General features: G+C 61.9%; 16 protein-coding genes. 8 read left to right on the top strand and 8 right to left on the bottom strand.

Translation table 11 applies throughout. From position 1 onward, the window contains the following. Genes nuoK through nuoN form a run of 4 tightly spaced genes read left to right on the top strand, consistent with a single transcriptional unit; the run spans nt 1 to nt 5,202 of the window. Nucleotides 1-309 carry an NADH-quinone oxidoreductase subunit NuoK gene (nuoK, locus tag BT116_RS02245; RefSeq protein WP_003180046.1) on the top strand — a complete coding sequence of 103 codons (309 nt, stop codon included), beginning with the start codon at nt 1-3 and terminating at the stop codon, nt 307-309. Beyond that, on the top strand, nt 306-2,159 hold the full coding sequence (gene nuoL, locus BT116_RS02250; protein ID WP_063320470.1) for an NADH-quinone oxidoreductase subunit L: 1,854 nt from the start codon (nt 306-308) through the stop codon (nt 2,157-2,159). Before nuoK ends, nuoL begins: the two co-directional genes overlap by 4 nt. Nucleotides 2,160-2,198: 39 nt before the next feature. After that, nucleotides 2,199-3,731 carry an NADH-quinone oxidoreductase subunit M gene (nuoM, locus tag BT116_RS02255; RefSeq protein WP_072339641.1) on the top strand — a complete coding sequence of 511 codons (1,533 nt, stop codon included), beginning with the start codon at nt 2,199-2,201 and terminating at the stop codon, nt 3,729-3,731. A gap of 7 nt (nt 3,732-3,738) precedes the next feature. Further along, nucleotides 3,739-5,202 (top strand): NADH-quinone oxidoreductase subunit NuoN, encoded by a 1,464-nt coding sequence (nuoN, locus tag BT116_RS02260; protein ID WP_072339643.1) that lies wholly within the window; start codon nt 3,739-3,741, stop codon nt 5,200-5,202. Between the two features lie 143 nt (nt 5,203-5,345). Here nuoN and BT116_RS31710 read toward each other — a convergent pair whose 3' ends face one another. After that, on the bottom strand, nt 5,346-5,906 hold the full coding sequence (locus tag BT116_RS31710) for a TetR/AcrR family transcriptional regulator (RefSeq protein ID WP_072339645.1): 561 nt from the start codon (nt 5,904-5,906) through the stop codon (nt 5,346-5,348). 80 nt (nt 5,907-5,986) lie between these two features. Between BT116_RS31710 and BT116_RS02270 the strand changes: the two genes are divergently transcribed. From BT116_RS02270 to BT116_RS02285, 4 genes are all read left to right on the top strand, one after another. Continuing rightward, complete coding sequence (locus BT116_RS02270) at nt 5,987-6,676, top strand: DJ-1/PfpI family protein (protein WP_371856141.1); 690 nt, start codon at nt 5,987-5,989, stop codon at nt 6,674-6,676. A gap of 23 nt (nt 6,677-6,699) precedes the next feature. Next, a complete protein-coding gene (locus tag BT116_RS02275) occupies nt 6,700-7,230 on the top strand; it encodes a DUF2867 domain-containing protein (RefSeq protein ID WP_072339647.1) in 531 nt (176 codons plus the stop codon). Between the two features lie 75 nt (nt 7,231-7,305). Next, nucleotides 7,306-8,415, top strand: a complete 1,110-nt coding sequence (locus BT116_RS02280; protein WP_072339649.1) for an NAD(P)/FAD-dependent oxidoreductase — start codon at nt 7,306-7,308, stop codon at nt 8,413-8,415. 198 nt (nt 8,416-8,613) lie between these two features. Then, the gene (locus BT116_RS02285) at nt 8,614-9,090 is read left to right on the top strand and encodes a hemerythrin domain-containing protein (RefSeq protein WP_003203396.1); all 477 of its coding nucleotides are present in this window, start codon (nt 8,614-8,616) and stop codon (nt 9,088-9,090) included. A gap of 56 nt (nt 9,091-9,146) precedes the next feature. Here BT116_RS02285 and BT116_RS02290 read toward each other — a convergent pair whose 3' ends face one another. The 7 genes from BT116_RS02290 to BT116_RS02320 form a co-directional block, all read right to left on the bottom strand. Then, a complete protein-coding gene (locus tag BT116_RS02290) occupies nt 9,147-10,025 on the bottom strand; it encodes a LysR family transcriptional regulator (RefSeq protein ID WP_072339651.1) in 879 nt (292 codons plus the stop codon). Between the two features lie 238 nt (nt 10,026-10,263). Next, the gene (gene ycaC, locus BT116_RS02295) at nt 10,264-10,893 is read right to left on the bottom strand and encodes an isochorismate family cysteine hydrolase YcaC (protein ID WP_003203400.1); all 630 of its coding nucleotides are present in this window, start codon (nt 10,891-10,893) and stop codon (nt 10,264-10,266) included. A 145-nt stretch (nt 10,894-11,038) separates the two neighbouring features. After that, complete coding sequence (locus tag BT116_RS02300) at nt 11,039-12,877, bottom strand: amidohydrolase (protein WP_024617381.1); 1,839 nt, start codon at nt 12,875-12,877, stop codon at nt 11,039-11,041. Between the two features lie 154 nt (nt 12,878-13,031). Next, complete coding sequence (locus tag BT116_RS02305) at nt 13,032-13,658, bottom strand: antibiotic biosynthesis monooxygenase (RefSeq protein WP_072339653.1); 627 nt, start codon at nt 13,656-13,658, stop codon at nt 13,032-13,034. Continuing rightward, nucleotides 13,651-14,064, bottom strand: coding sequence for a DoxX family protein (locus BT116_RS02310; RefSeq protein ID WP_072339655.1), 414 nt, complete (start codon nt 14,062-14,064; stop codon nt 13,651-13,653). The genes BT116_RS02305 and BT116_RS02310 overlap by 8 nt, the downstream gene beginning before the upstream one ends. Next, nucleotides 14,061-15,008 carry a LysR family transcriptional regulator gene (locus tag BT116_RS02315; protein WP_072339657.1) on the bottom strand — a complete coding sequence of 316 codons (948 nt, stop codon included), beginning with the start codon at nt 15,006-15,008 and terminating at the stop codon, nt 14,061-14,063. Before BT116_RS02315 ends, BT116_RS02310 begins: the two co-directional genes overlap by 4 nt. Nucleotides 15,009-15,154: 146 nt before the next feature. Continuing rightward, on the bottom strand, nt 15,155-15,976 hold the full coding sequence (locus BT116_RS02320) for an alpha/beta fold hydrolase (protein WP_072339659.1): 822 nt from the start codon (nt 15,974-15,976) through the stop codon (nt 15,155-15,157). Nucleotides 15,977-16,263 lie beyond the last annotated feature (287 nt).

Below are 16,263 nucleotides of genomic sequence, written 5' to 3' on the forward strand. Positions count from 1 at the left end.
ATGCCTGCTATCCCTCTCGAGCATGGTCTGGCGGTTGCCGGCATCCTGTTCTGCCTCGGTCTGGTTGGCCTGATGGTCCGCCGCAACATTCTGTTCGTGCTGATGAGCCTGGAGGTCATGATGAATGCCTCCGCCCTGGCCTTCATCGTCGCGGGCGCTCGCTGGGCGCAGCCGGATGGACAGATCATGTTCATCCTGGTGATCAGCCTGGCAGCCGCCGAGGCCAGTATCGGCCTGGCGATCCTGTTGCAGCTGTACCGCCGCTTCCACACTCTCGATATCGACGCTGCCAGCGAGATGCGCGGATGAACCTAATCTTTCTGACTTTCGTATTCCCCCTCATTGGTTTCCTGCTGCTGTCGTTCTCCCGTGGACGCTGGTCGGAAAACCTTTCGGCGCTGGTTGGCGTGGGTTCCATCGGCCTGTCTGCCATCGTCACGGCCTACGTGATCTGGCAGTTCAACGTCGCCCCGCCCGAAGGCGGTGTGTATGTGCAGGTGCTGTGGCGCTGGATGGCGGTGGAAGGCTTCACGCCGAACTTCGCCCTCTACCTGGACGGCCTGTCCATCACCATGCTTGGCGTGGTGGTCGGCGTAGGCTTCCTGATCCACCTGTTCGCCTCCTGGTACATGCGCGGTGAAGCCGGTTACTCGCGCTTCTTCGCCTACACCAACCTGTTCATCGCCAGCATGCTGTTCCTGGTGCTCGGCGATAACCTGTTGTTCCTGTACTTCGGCTGGGAAGGCGTGGGCCTGTGCTCGTACCTGTTGATCGGTTTCTACTACAGCAACCGCAACAACGGGAACGCGGCACTCAAGGCGTTCATCGTCACCCGGATCGGCGACGTGTTCATGGCCATCGGCCTGTTCATCCTGTTCCAGCAACTGGGCACGCTGAACATCCAGGAACTGCTGGTCAAGGCGCCGGAGCACTTCAAGGTCGGCGACTTCTGGATCGTCCTGGCGACCCTGATGCTGCTGGGCGGTGCCGTCGGTAAATCCGCGCAACTGCCGCTGCAAACCTGGTTGGCGGACGCGATGGCCGGCCCTACCCCGGTCTCGGCACTGATCCACGCCGCGACCATGGTGACCGCGGGCGTCTACCTGATCGCCCGTACCCACGGCCTGTTCGCCCTGGCGCCGGACATCCTGCACCTGGTGGGCATCGTCGGTGGCGTGACCCTGGTACTGGCCGGTTTTGCCGCCCTGGTACAGACCGACATCAAGCGCATCCTCGCCTACTCGACCATGAGCCAGATCGGCTACATGTTCCTGGCCCTGGGCGTGGGTGCCTGGGAAGGCGCGATTTTCCACCTGATGACCCACGCGTTCTTCAAGGCCCTGCTGTTCCTGGCCTCCGGTGCGGTGATCGTGGCCTGCCACCACGAGCAGAACATCTTCAAGATGGGCGGCCTGTGGAAAAAACTGCCGCTGGCCTACACCAGCTTCATCGTCGGCGGCGCGGCCCTGGCGGCCCTGCCACTGGTCACCGCCGGTTTCTACTCCAAGGACGAGATCCTCTGGGAAGCGTTCGCCAGCGGTAACCAGGCGCTGCTCTATGCCGGCCTGGTGGGTGCGTTCATGACCTCGCTGTACACCTTCCGCCTGATCTTCATCGCGTTCCATGGTGAAGCCAAGACCGAAGCCCATGCCGGCCATGGCATTGCCCACTGGCTGCCACTGTCGGTGCTGATCGTGCTGTCGACCTTCGTCGGCGCCATGATCACCCCACCGCTGGCCGATGTGCTGCCGCAAAGCGTCGGCCATGCCGGCGGCGAAGCCAAGCACAGCCTGGAAATCGCCTCGGGCGCCATTGCCCTGGCGGGTATCCTGCTGGCCGCCCTGCTGTTCCTGGGCAAGCGTCGCTTCGTCACGGCGATCGCCAACAGCGGCATCGGGCGATTCCTTTCGGCCTGGTGGTTCGCCGCCTGGGGCTTCGACTGGATCTACGACAAACTGTTCGTCAAGCCATACCTTGCGATCAGCCACATTCTGCGCAAAGACCCGCTCGACCAGACCATTGGCCTGATCCCGCGCATGGCCAAGGGCGGCCACACCGCCCTGAGCCGTACCGAGACCGGTCAACTGCGTTGGTATGCGGCTTCCATGGCGGCTGGCGCCGTGCTGGTTATCGGCGCCATCGTGCTGGTAGCGGTCTGATATGAACCTTGCGAACTTGCGAAAGGAAACGAGCCCGTCATGATTCTGCCCTGGCTAATCCTGATCCCCTTCATCGGCGGCCTGCTGTGCTGGATCGCGGAGCGCTCCAGCTCCACGCTCCCGCGCTGGATTGCGCTGCTGACCATGTCCCTGGAACTCGCGCTCGGCCTCTGGCTGTGGGCGACCGGTGACTATTCATTCGCTCCGGCGCCTGGCGCCGATCCAACCTGGGCGCTTGAATTCAAGCATGCCTGGATCGCGCGCTTCGGCATCAGCGTGCACCTGGCCCTCGACGGCCTGTCGCTGCTGATGATCCTGCTGACCGGCCTGCTGGGTATCCTCTCGGTACTCTGCTCCTGGAAAGAGATCCAGCGTCACGTGGGTTTCTTCCACCTGAACCTGATGTGGATCCTGGGCGGCGTCATCGGCGTGTTCCTGGCGCTGGACCTGTTCATGTTCTTCTTCTTCTGGGAAATGATGCTGGTGCCGATGTACTTCCTCATCGCGCTCTGGGGTCACAGCTCTTCGGACGGCAAGAAAACCCGGATCTACGCGGCGACCAAGTTCTTCATCTTCACCCAGGCTTCCGGCCTGATCATGTTGGTGGCGATCCTTGGCCTGGTACTGGTCAACTTCAACAACACCGGTGTGATTACCTTCAATTACGCCGACCTGTTGAAAGTGCAGATGTCCAAGACCACCGAGTACGTGCTGATGCTCGGCTTCTTCATCGCCTTCGCGGTGAAGCTGCCGGTGGTGCCGTTCCACTCCTGGCTGCCGGACGCCCACGCCCAGGCGCCGACCGCCGGTTCCGTGGACCTGGCCGGTATCTTGCTCAAGACCGCGGCCTACGGCCTGCTGCGCTTTGCCCTGCCGCTGTTCCCCAATGCCTCGGCGGAGTTCGCGCCGATCGCCATGACCCTGGGCCTGATCGGGATTTTCTACGGTGCGTTCCTGGCGTTCGCCCAGACCGACATCAAGCGCCTGATCGCGTTCTCCAGCGTTTCGCACATGGGCTTCGTGCTGATCGGGATCTACTCCGGCAGCCAGCTCGCCCTGCAAGGCGCGGTGATCCAGATGTTGGCTCACGGCCTGTCGGCGGCGGCGCTGTTTATCCTCAGCGGCCAGTTGTACGAGCGCCTGCACACCCGGGACATGCGTGAGATGGGCGGCATCTGGTCGCGCATCGCCTACCTGCCGGCCATCAGCCTGTTCTTCGCGGCCGCGTCCCTGGGCTTGCCGGGCACGGGTAACTTCGTTGGCGAGTTCCTGATCCTGATCGGCTCGTTCGTCAGTTCGCCATGGATCACCGCCATTGCGACTTCCGGCCTGGTGTTCGGTTCGGTCTACTCGCTGATCATGATCCACCGCGCCTACTTCGGCCCGTCCAAGTCGGACGAAGTGCTGCGCGGCATGGACGGTCGCGAACTGATCATGGTGCTCGGCCTTGCGGTGCTGCTGGTTTACCTCGGCGTTTCCCCGCAACCGTTCCTCGACACCTCTGCCGCCACGATGCATGGCGTGCAGCAGTGGCTCGGCACCGCCTTCTCTCAACTCGCTTCGGCCCGGTAAGAGCGCTATGGAATTCACGATTCAACACTTTATCGCGCTTGCGCCGCTGTTGATCACCAGCGCCACGATCATCGTGGTGATGCTGGCGATCGCCTGGCGGCGCAATCACTCACAGACCTTCCTGCTGTCGGTGGCGGGGCTGAACCTGGCCTTGCTGTCGATCTTGCCGGCCCTGAAAGTCGCGCCCCTGGCGGTCACCCCGCTGATACAGATCGACAGCTTCGCCTGCCTGTACATGGCGCTGATCCTGGTCGCCACCCTGGCCTGCGTTACCCTCGCCCACGCCTACCTCGGCGATGGCGGTTCGGGTTACCCGGGCAACCGCGAAGAACTGTACCTGCTGATCCTGATGGCCGCCGCCGGTGGCCTGGTCCTGGTCAGCGCGCAGCACCTGGCCAGCCTGTTCATCGGCCTGGAACTGCTGTCGGTACCGGTCTACGGCCTGGTGGCCTATGCCTTCTTCAACAAGCGCTCCCTGGAAGCCGGCATCAAGTACATGGTGCTGTCGGCGGCCGGTTCCGCGTTCCTGTTGTTCGGCATGGCGCTGCTGTACGCCGAAGCCGGCACCCTGAGCTTCGTCGGCATCGGCCAGGCCCTGGCGGCCACCGGCCTGCCTAGCCCGATCGCGCAACTGGGCCTGGGCATGATGCTGATCGGCCTGGCGTTCAAGCTGTCGCTGGTGCCCTTCCACCTCTGGACCCCGGACGTCTACGAAGGCGCCCCGGCGCCGGTGGCGGCGTTCCTGGCCACCGCATCGAAAGTCGCGGTGTTCGCGGTGATGGTGCGTCTGTTCCAGATCTCGCCAGTGGCCAGCAGCGGTGTGCTGAGCAACGTACTGACCCTCATCGCCATCGCGTCGATCCTGTTCGGTAACCTGCTGGCACTGACCCAGAGCAACCTCAAGCGTCTGCTGGGTTACTCGTCCATTGCCCACTTCGGCTACCTGCTGATCGCCCTGATCGCCAGCAAAGGCCTGGCCGTGGAAGCCATCGGCGTGTACCTGGTCACCTACGTGATCACCAGCCTCGGCGCCTTCGGCGTGATCACCCTGATGTCCTCGCCATACAACGGTCGCGACGCCGACGCCCTGTACGAGTACCGCGGTCTGTTCTGGCGCCGTCCGTACCTGACCGCCGTGCTGACCGTGATGATGCTGTCCCTGGCCGGCATCCCGCTGACCGCCGGCTTCATCGGCAAGTTCTACATCATCGCCACTGGCGTCGAGGCTCACCAATGGTGGCTGGTCGGCTCGCTGGTGCTGGGCAGTGCCATCGGCGTGTTCTACTACCTGCGCGTCATGGTCACCCTGTACCTGATGGAACCGAACCTGCGTCGCCACGACGCCGAGCTGCACTGGGAACAGAAGGCAGGCGGCGTGATGCTGCTGGCCATCGCCGTACTGGCGTTCTTCCTCGGCGTGTACCCGCAGCCGTTGCTGACCCTGGTTCAGCAGGCAGGCCTGACAGGTTGATCGCGTAGCGGTAGCTCGTAGAAAACAGAAACGGCACCTTTTAGGTGCCGTTTTTTTATACGCAAGGAAACATCTTTAGTGCCGCAGGCCAATGGCTCGAACGCCAGCATTGGAATGCTATTGATTCAGTTGCCCGATCTAGCTCATGACCCAGCCCGCCACGGTGGAAGCGCCCTTTCGAAAAGTGAAAAGGCGCCATGCAGGAACCGGTTGAAGCGAGCGGCATCACGCCGCAGTCCTGCCTGTTGACCACCAATCAGGCACAGATGGGCCACCTGACCTATCACTTCTGCTTCGCCTGGCATATGGACCAAGCGGCGGCACGTCCGGATCGCGAAGTCCAGTCGTCGTGTGTCAACACGCTGCTGAAATTCGCCTACCAACGGATCATGCAGCGACCAGGCGCGGATGGAAACTTCCCGCCCCGGTTGTTTCTCAGCGGCAATACTCAAATAGCGTTTCAGGATTTCACCCGCGCTACTGCCCTGCCCCGCATAAGCGAGCATGCGCTCTGTGTAGTCTTCTTCCCAAGCGGCCAGCAAGGTGCGGACAAAATCTTCGCGATTGCGGAAATGGTGGTAGAACGATCCGCGGGTCACATTCAATCGGCGCGATAGACTCTCGGCCGAAACGCCGGTATGCCCTATTTGGTCGAGGGCCTCAAAACCAGCCGCGATCCAATGGTGACGCGTTAGCTTTCCCACCGATCATTTCGCTCCTATTGAGCACCATACAGACTGTGTAGGGTGCGTAACCGATCAGTACGCTGCGAACACCAGCAGAGATGGCCGTTGCGTTTTGCACGCCAGCACTTTTCATGGAGCTCGCCTTGAAGAAAATCGTTCTGGTCGCTTTCGACCAATTCACTGATATCGACCTATTCCTGATGTGGGACATCTTAGGCCGCAACACTGAGGATTGGCACGTCCGAATATTGGGTTCCAGCGCTATCGTGCGATCGGCGCACGGCCTGCCTGTTTCGGTGCACGGTCCGCTTTCCGAGGCCAACAGTGCTGACGCGGTATTGTTCGTCAGCGGCAAGGAAGGGATACCCGCTGCACTTGCCGCCCCGGATTTCCTGACGTCGTTTGAACTTGACGCCAGACGCCAGCGAATCGGCTCCATATGCGCCGGAGCGTTCATTCTCGAACGGCTTGGGCTGCTCAGCGGCCCAGCCACTACCCACCCGGATGCACGAGCGAGCCTGCAAGCGCTGGGACTTGAATCCATGGACCAACCGCTTGTATGCCAGGGAAACGTTGCAACCGCTGGCGGATGCCTTTCGGCGCTCTATCTGGTGGGATGGTTGGTTGAATCCTGGTTCGATGCCGACAAACGCCGTGCGACGTTGCTCCCTGTTCTGCCCGCTGGGCAGCAAGCACTCTATGATGCCTTGATCGGGCTCAGTATCCGACAAGGAGAAGTGGGCGCCGCCCAACAAGAAACGCGACATGGCCTGTCGCCGAATTGGTAGTTAGAACTCAGGAGAGATCCCCGATGCCCCGAGAATTTGAGCTCATCATGGCCGTGCCAGTCCCCTCGAGGTCCGGCATCACCCACCTTTACAAGTCGATGAACCTGGCGGACGCTTTTGCGATTCGGCTCCCTGCGGGCACATCCAGCAATCCAGATCTGCTGGCTCGATTCATCTTTTCCCACCAGCCATCCTGGATCGGATGGCTCCTGAAAGTCCGAGACACTGTCGTTGCCGGTTTTGGTCTCAAGACAGCCAGACACTTGGCAACCCTTGCTAATCGGGTTGGTATCTTCAAGGTCTACAGCACGAACCAGACTGAAATCGTATTGGGCGAGGACGACAAGCACCTCGACTTCCGGATATCGATCCTGTGTTCTGGTGAGGCAGAGCCAGAAGGTAGTCGGCAACTGGTTCTTTCAACCGTGGTCCAGTGCCACAACCGTCTGGGCCGGGCCTACATCTTCGTTATTGCCCCCTTTCACCGTATGGTCGTTAAAGCCAGCCTCCTGCGTGCAGCGCGTGTCGGCTGGCCTCAGGCTATCTGCCCCTGAAGTTGAGAGCGTGAGCGATCAAATCAAACCTGCGCTATGAAAGACTAACTTGCGGGCCCGGAAGGAGAGACAAGGTTGAACGTCGATTTTGAATGCGTGGTCGTGGGCGCTGGCGTCGTTGGGCTCGCCGTGGCGCGAGAGATGGCGCGTGCCGGGCATGAAGTGCTGCTGATCGAAGCCGCCGAAGCCATCGGCATGGGCATCAGCTCGCGCAACTCCGAAGTTATCCATGCGGGCATCTATTATCCGCCGGGCAGTCTCAAGGTGCAGCTGTGCGTCGAAGGCCGGCACCGGTTGTACACCTATTGTGAAAGCCATGGCATCGCCACCCGCCGGCTCGGCAAGTTGATCGTAGCCACGGATCAGGCGCAGGTGGGCGGACTCGAAACATTGCTTGAGCGGGGCTTGAAGAACGGCGTGGACGACCTGCGCCTGCTCGACCAAGAACAGGCGCAGGCACTGGAACCGGCCCTGGCCTGTGTCGCCGCGCTGTATTCGCCTTCCACCGGTATCGTCGATTCCCACGCTCTGATGCTCGCCTTGCTGGGTGACGCCGAAGCGGCTGGGGCGAACATTGCTTTCCGTACGCCTTTACTGGGCGCTCGCATCATCACTGGGGGCTTCATCCTGGAATTGGGCGGCACGGCGCAGATGACCTTGTCCTGTCGCCTGCTGATCAACGCCGCGGGCCTCCAGGCACCTGCTCTCGCCCGCCGCATCGAAGGCCTTCACATGCAATCGGTGCCCGAAGACTTTTTGTGCAAAGGCAACTACTTCAGCCTCGCCGGGCGAGCACCGTTCCGGCACTTGGTCTATCCCGCCCCGGAAGCCGCCGGCCTGGGCATCCACATGACGCTGGACCTGGCCGGCCAGGCGCGTTTCGGCCCGGACACCGAATGGGTCGACTGTGAGGACTACCGAGTGGATCCGGCCCGGGCCGAAGCGTTTTACCCGGCGATCCGCAATTATTGGCCAGGCCTGCCGGACCAAAGCCTGCAACCGGCGTACAGCGGCATCCGCCCGAAGATTTCCGCCCCCGGCGAGCCGGCCCACGACTTTGTCATCAGCAGCGAGGCCGAACACCGAGTGCCTGGGTTGATCAACCTGCTCGGCATCGAGTCGCCTGGGCTGACGTCCTGCCTGGCAATCGCCAGCCGGGTCCGACAGCGGATCGAAAATGTCTAGCCACCCGCGCAAAGTGCAACGCATTTTGCAGCCCGCTCATGCAGCTTGCACGACGCCGGAAATTATTATCTTTTCAACCTATTGTTTTTAAAGAGTTTTTAAATCGATCTTCGGCTGGCACAGCTGATGCAATTCAGCTCTTACGCGGCGTAGGCGCTCGAAGCCTGCCCGCTTCCGTGTATTGCCGAGGAGCTACCTATGAATGCCATCGATCTGTTGAAAGCCGACCACGAACGCGTCAAAGCCATCCTGACTCAACTGAGCGAGTCGACTGAACGCGCCGTGAAAAAACGCACCGACCTGTTGGCGAAACTGGAAATGGAAATTTCCATCCACACCCGCCTGGAAGAAGAAATTCTTTATCCGGCTTTCAAGCAGGCCGGTGGCAAGGACGAGGCTGAAATGTATTACGAGGCCAAGGAAGAACACCGTACCGTCGACTCGCTGGTGCTGCCGGACCTCAAGGCCACCGATCCAACCCAGCCGGAATTCGCCGGTCGGGTGAAAGTGGTCAAGGAACTGCTCGAGCATCACATCGAGGAAGAAGAAAAGGAGATGTTCCCCCACGCGAAAAAATTGTTGGGCAAGGCAAAACTCGATGCCTTGGGTGCAGACATGGAAACGATGAAAGCGCAGTACAAAAAAGAACTGAGCAGCGCCAACCTCGCCGCCTGATCAAAGCGCGGTAGATGCTTCAGCCGTCATGTGACGGCTGAATGCGTTGCGGCGCTTTATTGCATTTGTTCACGCAGGAATTCCACCAACGCCTGCACCGGGCGTGCACTTTGCCGATGCTGGGGATACACCGCCGACAGCGCCAACGGTTCGGTCTCGAAGCCTTCCAGGACCTTGATCAGCCGCCCATCCTTCAAGGCATCGCCGAGGATGAAAGCAGGCAGATAGGTGATGCCCATGCCGGCGATGGCCGCGTCCCTGAGCAAATCCCCGTTATTGGCGCGCATGCGTCCCGTGACCTCCAGGGTCAGCGGTTTGCCGGCCCCCACGAAACGCCACTGCACCTGACGGCTGTGACCATAGGGCAAGCAGTCGTGATTGCGCAGGTCTTCAGGCCGCGCGGGTGTGCCTTTTTGTGCCAGGTAGGCGGGGCTGGCGCAGTACACCCGCTCGATAGTCGCGATACGCCGGGCAATCAGCGTCGAATCCTCCAGCACGCCGATGCGCAGCGCCAGGTCATAACCCTCCCCCAGCAGATCCACCGAACGGTCGCTCAGGTCCACTTCGACGCTGACGCCCGGATAGCGCTGCAAGAACAGCGGCAACAGGCTGCCCAGATGCGCCATGGCGAAGGACAGCGGTGCGCTGAGCCGAATGGTGCCGCGGGGCTCGCGGGTCTGGCCGCTGATGCCCTGCTCCACCTGTTCGAGCTCATTGAGCAGACGCAGCGCCGCTTGGTGATAGCGCTGGCCCAGGGGCGTGACATCCAGCCGCCGGGTCGAGCGATTGAGCAGGCGCACGCCCAGGCGCTGTTCCAGTTCCATCAGCTTGCGGCTGACGAACTGCTTGGACAGCCCCAGTTTTTCCGCTGCGGCGGTGAAACTGCCCGACTCCATGACCTGGGCAAAGATGCGCATTTCTTCGAAGGGGTTCATTTCTTTCCAAGTAGACGGAAGGTGTCAGCCGAACACAGAACTGTGGCGAGGGGATTTATCCCCGCTGGGCTGCGCAGCAGACCCGGTAATGAATCATGGGCACATTCTGACACAACTGGTTGACTGACTTTGGGGCCGCTGCGCAACCCAGCGGGGATAAATCCCCTCGCCACAAGGTTAATTGCCAGCCAAAAAGATGCCCGCACATTGGCGGGCATCCGTTCAGCAAGAAAGCAGCTTACTTGGCCGTCAGCGCCGAGTAGCTGTTCATCAGGTTGCGGTAGTTCGGAATGCGCTGGGACAGCAGGTTGCCCAGGCCTTCGATGTCGTTGCGCCAGTCGCGGTGCAGCTCACAGGCCACCGAGAACCAGTTCATCATCTGCGCGCCGGCAGCGGTCATGCGTACCCAGGCGGCCTGTTGCACGGTTTCGTTGAACGTACCCGAGGCGTCGGTGACGACGAACACGTCGAAACCTTCGGCCAGCGCCGACAGGGTCGGGAACGCCACGCAGACATCGGTGACCACACCGGCGATGATCAGTTGCTTGCGGCCGGTGGCCTTGATCGCCTTGACGAAGTCTTCGTTGTCCCAGGCATTGATCTGGCCTGGACGTGGGATGTACGGCGCGTCCGGGAACATTTCCTTGAGCTCCGGCACGATCGGACCGTTAGGGCCTTTTTCGAAGCTGGTGGTCAGGATGGTCGGCAGTTCGAAGAACTTTGCCAAGTCAGCCAAGGCCAGCACGTTGTTCTTGAACTCGTTGGGCGAGAAGTCCTGGACCAGGGAAATCAGGCCGGTCTGGTGATCGACCAGCAGGACGACCGCGTCGTCTTTGTTCAGACGGTTGTAGGCGGGAACGTTGCTCATGGGATAACTCCTTTGGGATGGATGTTACAAAAACTTGTGGGAGCGAGCTTGCTCGCGATAGCGGAGTGTCAGGCGGCGGCGACGTTGAATGTTCCGCCGCCATCGCGAGCAAGCTCGCTCCCACAGGGATGAATCGGTGCGTTAGTCAAAAGGCAAAGCAGGAACAGCCAAACGCGCCCCAGAAGCCTTGGAAATCGCTGACCGGGACGTTCGACAACCGCGCCCGTTCATGGCTGTGGGCATGCACCGTGCACGGGCCGCTGCACTGGTGGACCTGGGCCTGCAACGGTGAGGTCGGGCGCCAGTGGCCCGGGACCTTGACCACCGGCGACCAGTCCGGCAGCACCGGGACGCTGGCCGGCCCGAGCTTTTCGAAGTCGCCGGCGGCGTACACCACCTTGCCGTCGACCACCGTCAGTACCGACTCGATCCACTTGATGGCTTCTTCCTCGACGCTGAAGAAGTCCGCGCTCAGGGCTGCCAGGTCCGCCAGTTGACCGACCTTGATCTGGCCTTTCTTGCCCTGCTCCGACGAGAACCAGGCGCTGCCATGGGTGAACAGTTCTAAAGCGGTCAGGCGCGGCAAGCCCTCTTCGTGCAACGAAAGGCCGCCGACCGTGCGCCCGCTGACCATCCAGTACAGCGAGGTCCAGGGGTTGTAGCTGGAGACGCGGGTGGCGTCGGTGCCGGCGCCCACCGGCACGCCTTCGGCGAGCATGCGCTTGATCGGCGGCGTGGCTTCGGCGGCCTTGGCGCCGTAGCGGTCGACGAAGTATTCACCCTGGAAGGCCATGCGGTCCTGGATCGCAATGCCGCCGCCCAACGCCCGTACGCGCTCGATGTTCTTCGGCGTGATGGTTTCGGCGTGGTCGAAGAACCACGGCAAGCCATTGAACGGGATGTCACGGTTGACCTTCTCGAACACGTCGAGCATGCGGCTGATGGATTCGTCATAGGTGGCGTGCAGGCGGAACGGCCAGCGCTGTTCCACCAGGTGGCGGACCACCGGTTCCAGGTCCTGCTCCATGCCGGGCGGCAGGTCCGGACGCGGTTCGAGGAAATCTTCGAAATCCGCCGCCGAGAACACCAGCATTTCACCGGCGCCGTTGTGCCGCAGGAAATCATCGCCCTGGTGCAACTTGACGCTGCCGGTCCAGTTCTTGAAATCGCTGAGTTCTTCCTTGGGCTTCTGGGTGAACAGGTTGTAGGCGATGCGCACCGTCAACTGCTGCTCGCGGGCCAACTGCTCGATCACCGCATAGTCGTCCGGGTAGTTCTGGAAGCCGCCGCCAGCATCGATGGCACTGGTCAGGCCCAGGCGATTGAGTTCACGCATGAATTGGCGAGTGGAGTTGACCTGGTACTCCAGCGGCAGCTTCGGCCCTTTCGCCAGCGTCGAATAAAGGATCATCGCGTTGGGCCGCGCCACCAACATGCCGGTGGGTTCGCCCTTGCTGTCACGCACGATCTCGCCACCCGGCGGGTTCGGCGTGTCACGGGTGTAGCCGGCCACCCGCAGCGCGGCACGGTTGAGCAAGGCACGGTCATACAGGTGCAGCACGAACACCGGCGTATCGGGAGCGGCCTGGTTCAGTTCTTCCAGGGTCGGCATGCGTTTTTCGGCGAACTGGAATTCGTTCCAGCCGCCGACCACGCGCACCCACTGTGGCGTTGGCGTGCGGTCGGCCTGGTCCTTGAGCATGCGCAAGGCATCGGCCAGGGATGGCACGCCCTCCCAGCGCAGCTCCAGGTTGTAGTTCAGGCCGCCACGGATCAAGTGCAGGTGCGAGTCGTTGAGCCCGGGGATGACGGTACGGCCCTTGAGGTCGATGACCTGGGTGCCGCTGCCTCGCAAGGCCATGGCTTCGGCATCGGTGCCCACCGCGACGAAGCGGCCCTGGCTGATGGCGACAGCGCTGGCGCGGGGCTTCTCGCGGTCGACGGTATGGAACTGGCCATTGAACAAAATCAGATCGGCGTTCATAGGTTTTTCCTTCAACTATCAAAAATAGAATGTGTGGCGAGGGGATTTATCCCCGCTCGGTCGCGTAGCGGCCGCTCTTTCAGGACTGCTTCGCAGTCCAGCGGGGATAAATCCCCTCGCCACAAGAGCGCTCGCCAGCACAATGTGATAACGCTTATGGTTTCAGCTGTTCGTGAGCTTTCGAGGCTTCCAGCCAAGGTGCGAACACACGGGTCGCCAGCGGCATGCACACGTAGCAGACCGAGAGCACGATGGTCAGGGTGATCAAAAACGTGGCAACCACGTAGTTCGACAGAAAGGCGTTGAGTTGCAGCACCGGACCCCAGAGCAACGGCACCAGCAAGGTGTGCGGCAGGATGACCAGCAGCGTCACCACGGCCTGCTTCCAGCGCGGCGGTGGCGTGGCGGCATCGGCCAGCGGAGCGAACCAGAATTCCTTGTGCGAGGCGACTTCAGTCTGGTCGCCATCGGCCAACAGCGGCGCGGCCTCTTCCACCAGCTCGCGGCGCTCGGGTGAGTCCAGCCAGCGTTGCATGGCTTCGGTGGAGCAGAAGCGCAGCACGCAGGTGAACAGCGACAACCCACCCAGTTTGCCGCGCACTACGTCCACGCCCAGGTGGCCCGGCCATTGACCGGCCACGCGCACGATGCGGCGTAACCAGGCCTCGTACGCCACGTCCTGGCCGGCCTTGATCCGGTGCTTGACCACCAGGGTCACGATTTCATCGAAGCCGGGTTTGGCCGGGCTCACGGGGGATTCAATGGCTTGAGATTCAGACATGGCGAAGCACTCCAACAAAACGCGTGTTGATTGCCAGGCGCCCGGGCCCGGCGATGAACACGCTGGTAAATATGATCAGCAGCAACCAGCCGAACTGCCCCTCTTCCAGGCTCCATTGCGGGTGCACCACCAGCAGCGCCACCGCCAGGAGAAACAGGATCGGCAGGCACGCCAGGCGCACCAGCACACCGGCCATGATCAGCAGCGGACACAGCACCTCGGCGAAAATCGCCAGGATCAGGGTCGGTGCTGCACCCAAGTGAAACGGGTCTTCGATGCGGGTCAGTTCGACGCTGTAGTGCAACAGCTTCGGCAACCCATGGACCCACAGCAAAAACAACGCGCTACTCAGGCGCAGGAACAACAAGCCCAGGTCCTGCCACGGGCGCTCATCGGTCATGTTCATCGGTGGGCTCCGTGCGCGGCGATCGAGGCCGCCGCTGGCAGCGGTTGGGACATGTGGCTGGCAATGCGCGAACGCAGCCAGCGCTCGGCCGGGTCGTTGTCATGCACCCCGCTCCAGACCATCGACAGCTCGGCGGCATTGATCTCGAACGGAGGGTCCTCGGCGCGCAGCGCGCAGCCTTCCACCAGCGCGCAGGCGGCGTAGTCGGGCACGGTGGCGATCAGCTCGGTGCCGGCCAGCAAGGCCCGTAACCCGCTGAATTGCGGCACCGCCAGCACCACTTTGCGGGTCCGGCCGATGCGGGCCAGGTCCAGGTCGATGTTGCCGCTCAGGTCGCCCGAGAACGAGACCATGGCGTGGGGACGCGAGCAGTACTCGTCCAGGGTCAGCGGCCCCGGGCGCTGGTCGCCACGCAAGACTTTGCAAGGGATGTCCCGCAGTTTCTTGCGTTTGGCATTGGCCGGCAGATCGGTGGTGTAGCTGACACCGACGCTGATTTCACCGCTGGCCAGCAGCGACGACATCAGCAGGAAATTGGCCCGGCGCACCACCACGATGATCCCCGGCGCCTCTTCGCGCAGTTGGCTCAACAACGGTGGAAACAGGCCGAATTCGGCATCGTCGGACAGACCGATACGAAACACGTCGCAACTGGTGGACGGATCGAACGCCTTGGCCCGGCTGACCGCGCCGGAGATGGTGTCCATGGCCGGTTGCAGCTCTTGCAGGATCGCCAGGGCCCGCGGCGTCGGCTCCATGCCGCGACCGTGGCGGATCAGCAACGGATCATCGAACAGATCCCGCAGCCGCCCCAGCGCCGCGCTCACCGCCGGCTGGCCCATGAACAGTTTTTCGGCGACGCGGGTCAGGTTTTTCTCGAACATCAGCGCCTCGAAGATCACCAGCAGGTTCATGTCGAGGCGGCGTAAATCGTTGCGGTTCATGGGTGTTGGTCCTGTCGAATACCGATCCTGTGGGAGCGAGCTTGCTCGCGATAGCCGGGTGTCAGTCGGCGGCGATGTTGACTGTTGCGCCGCCATCGTCGGAACGCCGCCCGGAGCAAGCTCGCTCCCACAGGTGTGTGGCTTGATCAGCCCTGAATGAACGCCAGCAGGTCGGCGTTCAATCGGTCCTTGTGGGTATCGGTCAGCCCGTGGGGCGCGCCCGGGTATACCAGCAACTGCGAGTTCTTCAGCAATTTGGCGGCGGCGATGCCGGCGGTCTCGATGGGGACCACCTGATCGTCATCGCCATGGACCACCAGGGTCGGCACGTCGATGTTGCGCAGGTCTTCGGAAAGATCGGTCTCCGAGAACGCCTTGATGCAGTCATAGGTGTTCTTGTGGCCGGCGAGCATGCCCTGCATCCAGAACCAGTCGATCATGCCTTGGGAGACTTTGGCGCCCGGACGGTTGGCACCGAAAAACGCGCTGGCCACATCTTTGTATAGCTGAGAACGGTCGGCCAGGGAGGCCTGGCGGAAACCGTCGAACACCTCCACAGGCAGACCGCCGGGGTTGGCCGGGGTCTTGAGCATCAGCGGCGTCACCGCCGAAATCAGGCCGAGCTTGGCGACACGGGCAGCCCCATGGCGGCCGATGTAGCGCGCCACTTCGCCACCGCCGGTGGAGAAGCCGAGCAACACCGCGTCCTTCAAGTCCAGCCGCTCGATCAGCTCGGCCAGGTCATCGGCATAGGTGTCCATGTCGTTGCCGTCCCAGGGCTGGCTGGAACGCCCGTGCCCACGGCGGTCATGGGCGATCACCCGGTAGCCCTTGGACGCCAGGAACATCATCTGCGCTTCCCAACTGTCCGAGTTCAACGGCCAGCCGTGGCTGAAGACCACCGGTTGACCACTGCCCCAGTCCTTGTAGTAAATCTCGGTGCCGTCGCGGGTAATGAAGGTGCTCATGACGTGACTCCTTGAGGTGGGTGGATCGCTTTATGGTCCGGCCATGGGAGGCATCTGCGTGAGTTAAACGTTGTTAATTTTTTCGGAACTGAAGTGTTAAAAACCCTGATGGAGACTGCTTTTGTGGCGAGGGGATTTATCCCCGCTGGGCTGCGCAGCAGCCCCAAAAGCGACATGTCGGTGTGTCAGGCTGACTGGAGTTTGGGTTTTGGGGGCCGCTTCGCAGCCCAACGGGGATAAATCCCCTCGCCACAGAAGTCTGTGCCTGGCAGGAAAGCCCGCGCCGT

It is taken from the genome of Pseudomonas sp. NFACC16-2, assembly GCF_900119205.1.
Classification (GTDB): Bacteria; Pseudomonadota; Gammaproteobacteria; order Pseudomonadales; family Pseudomonadaceae; genus Aquipseudomonas; species Aquipseudomonas fluorescens_Q.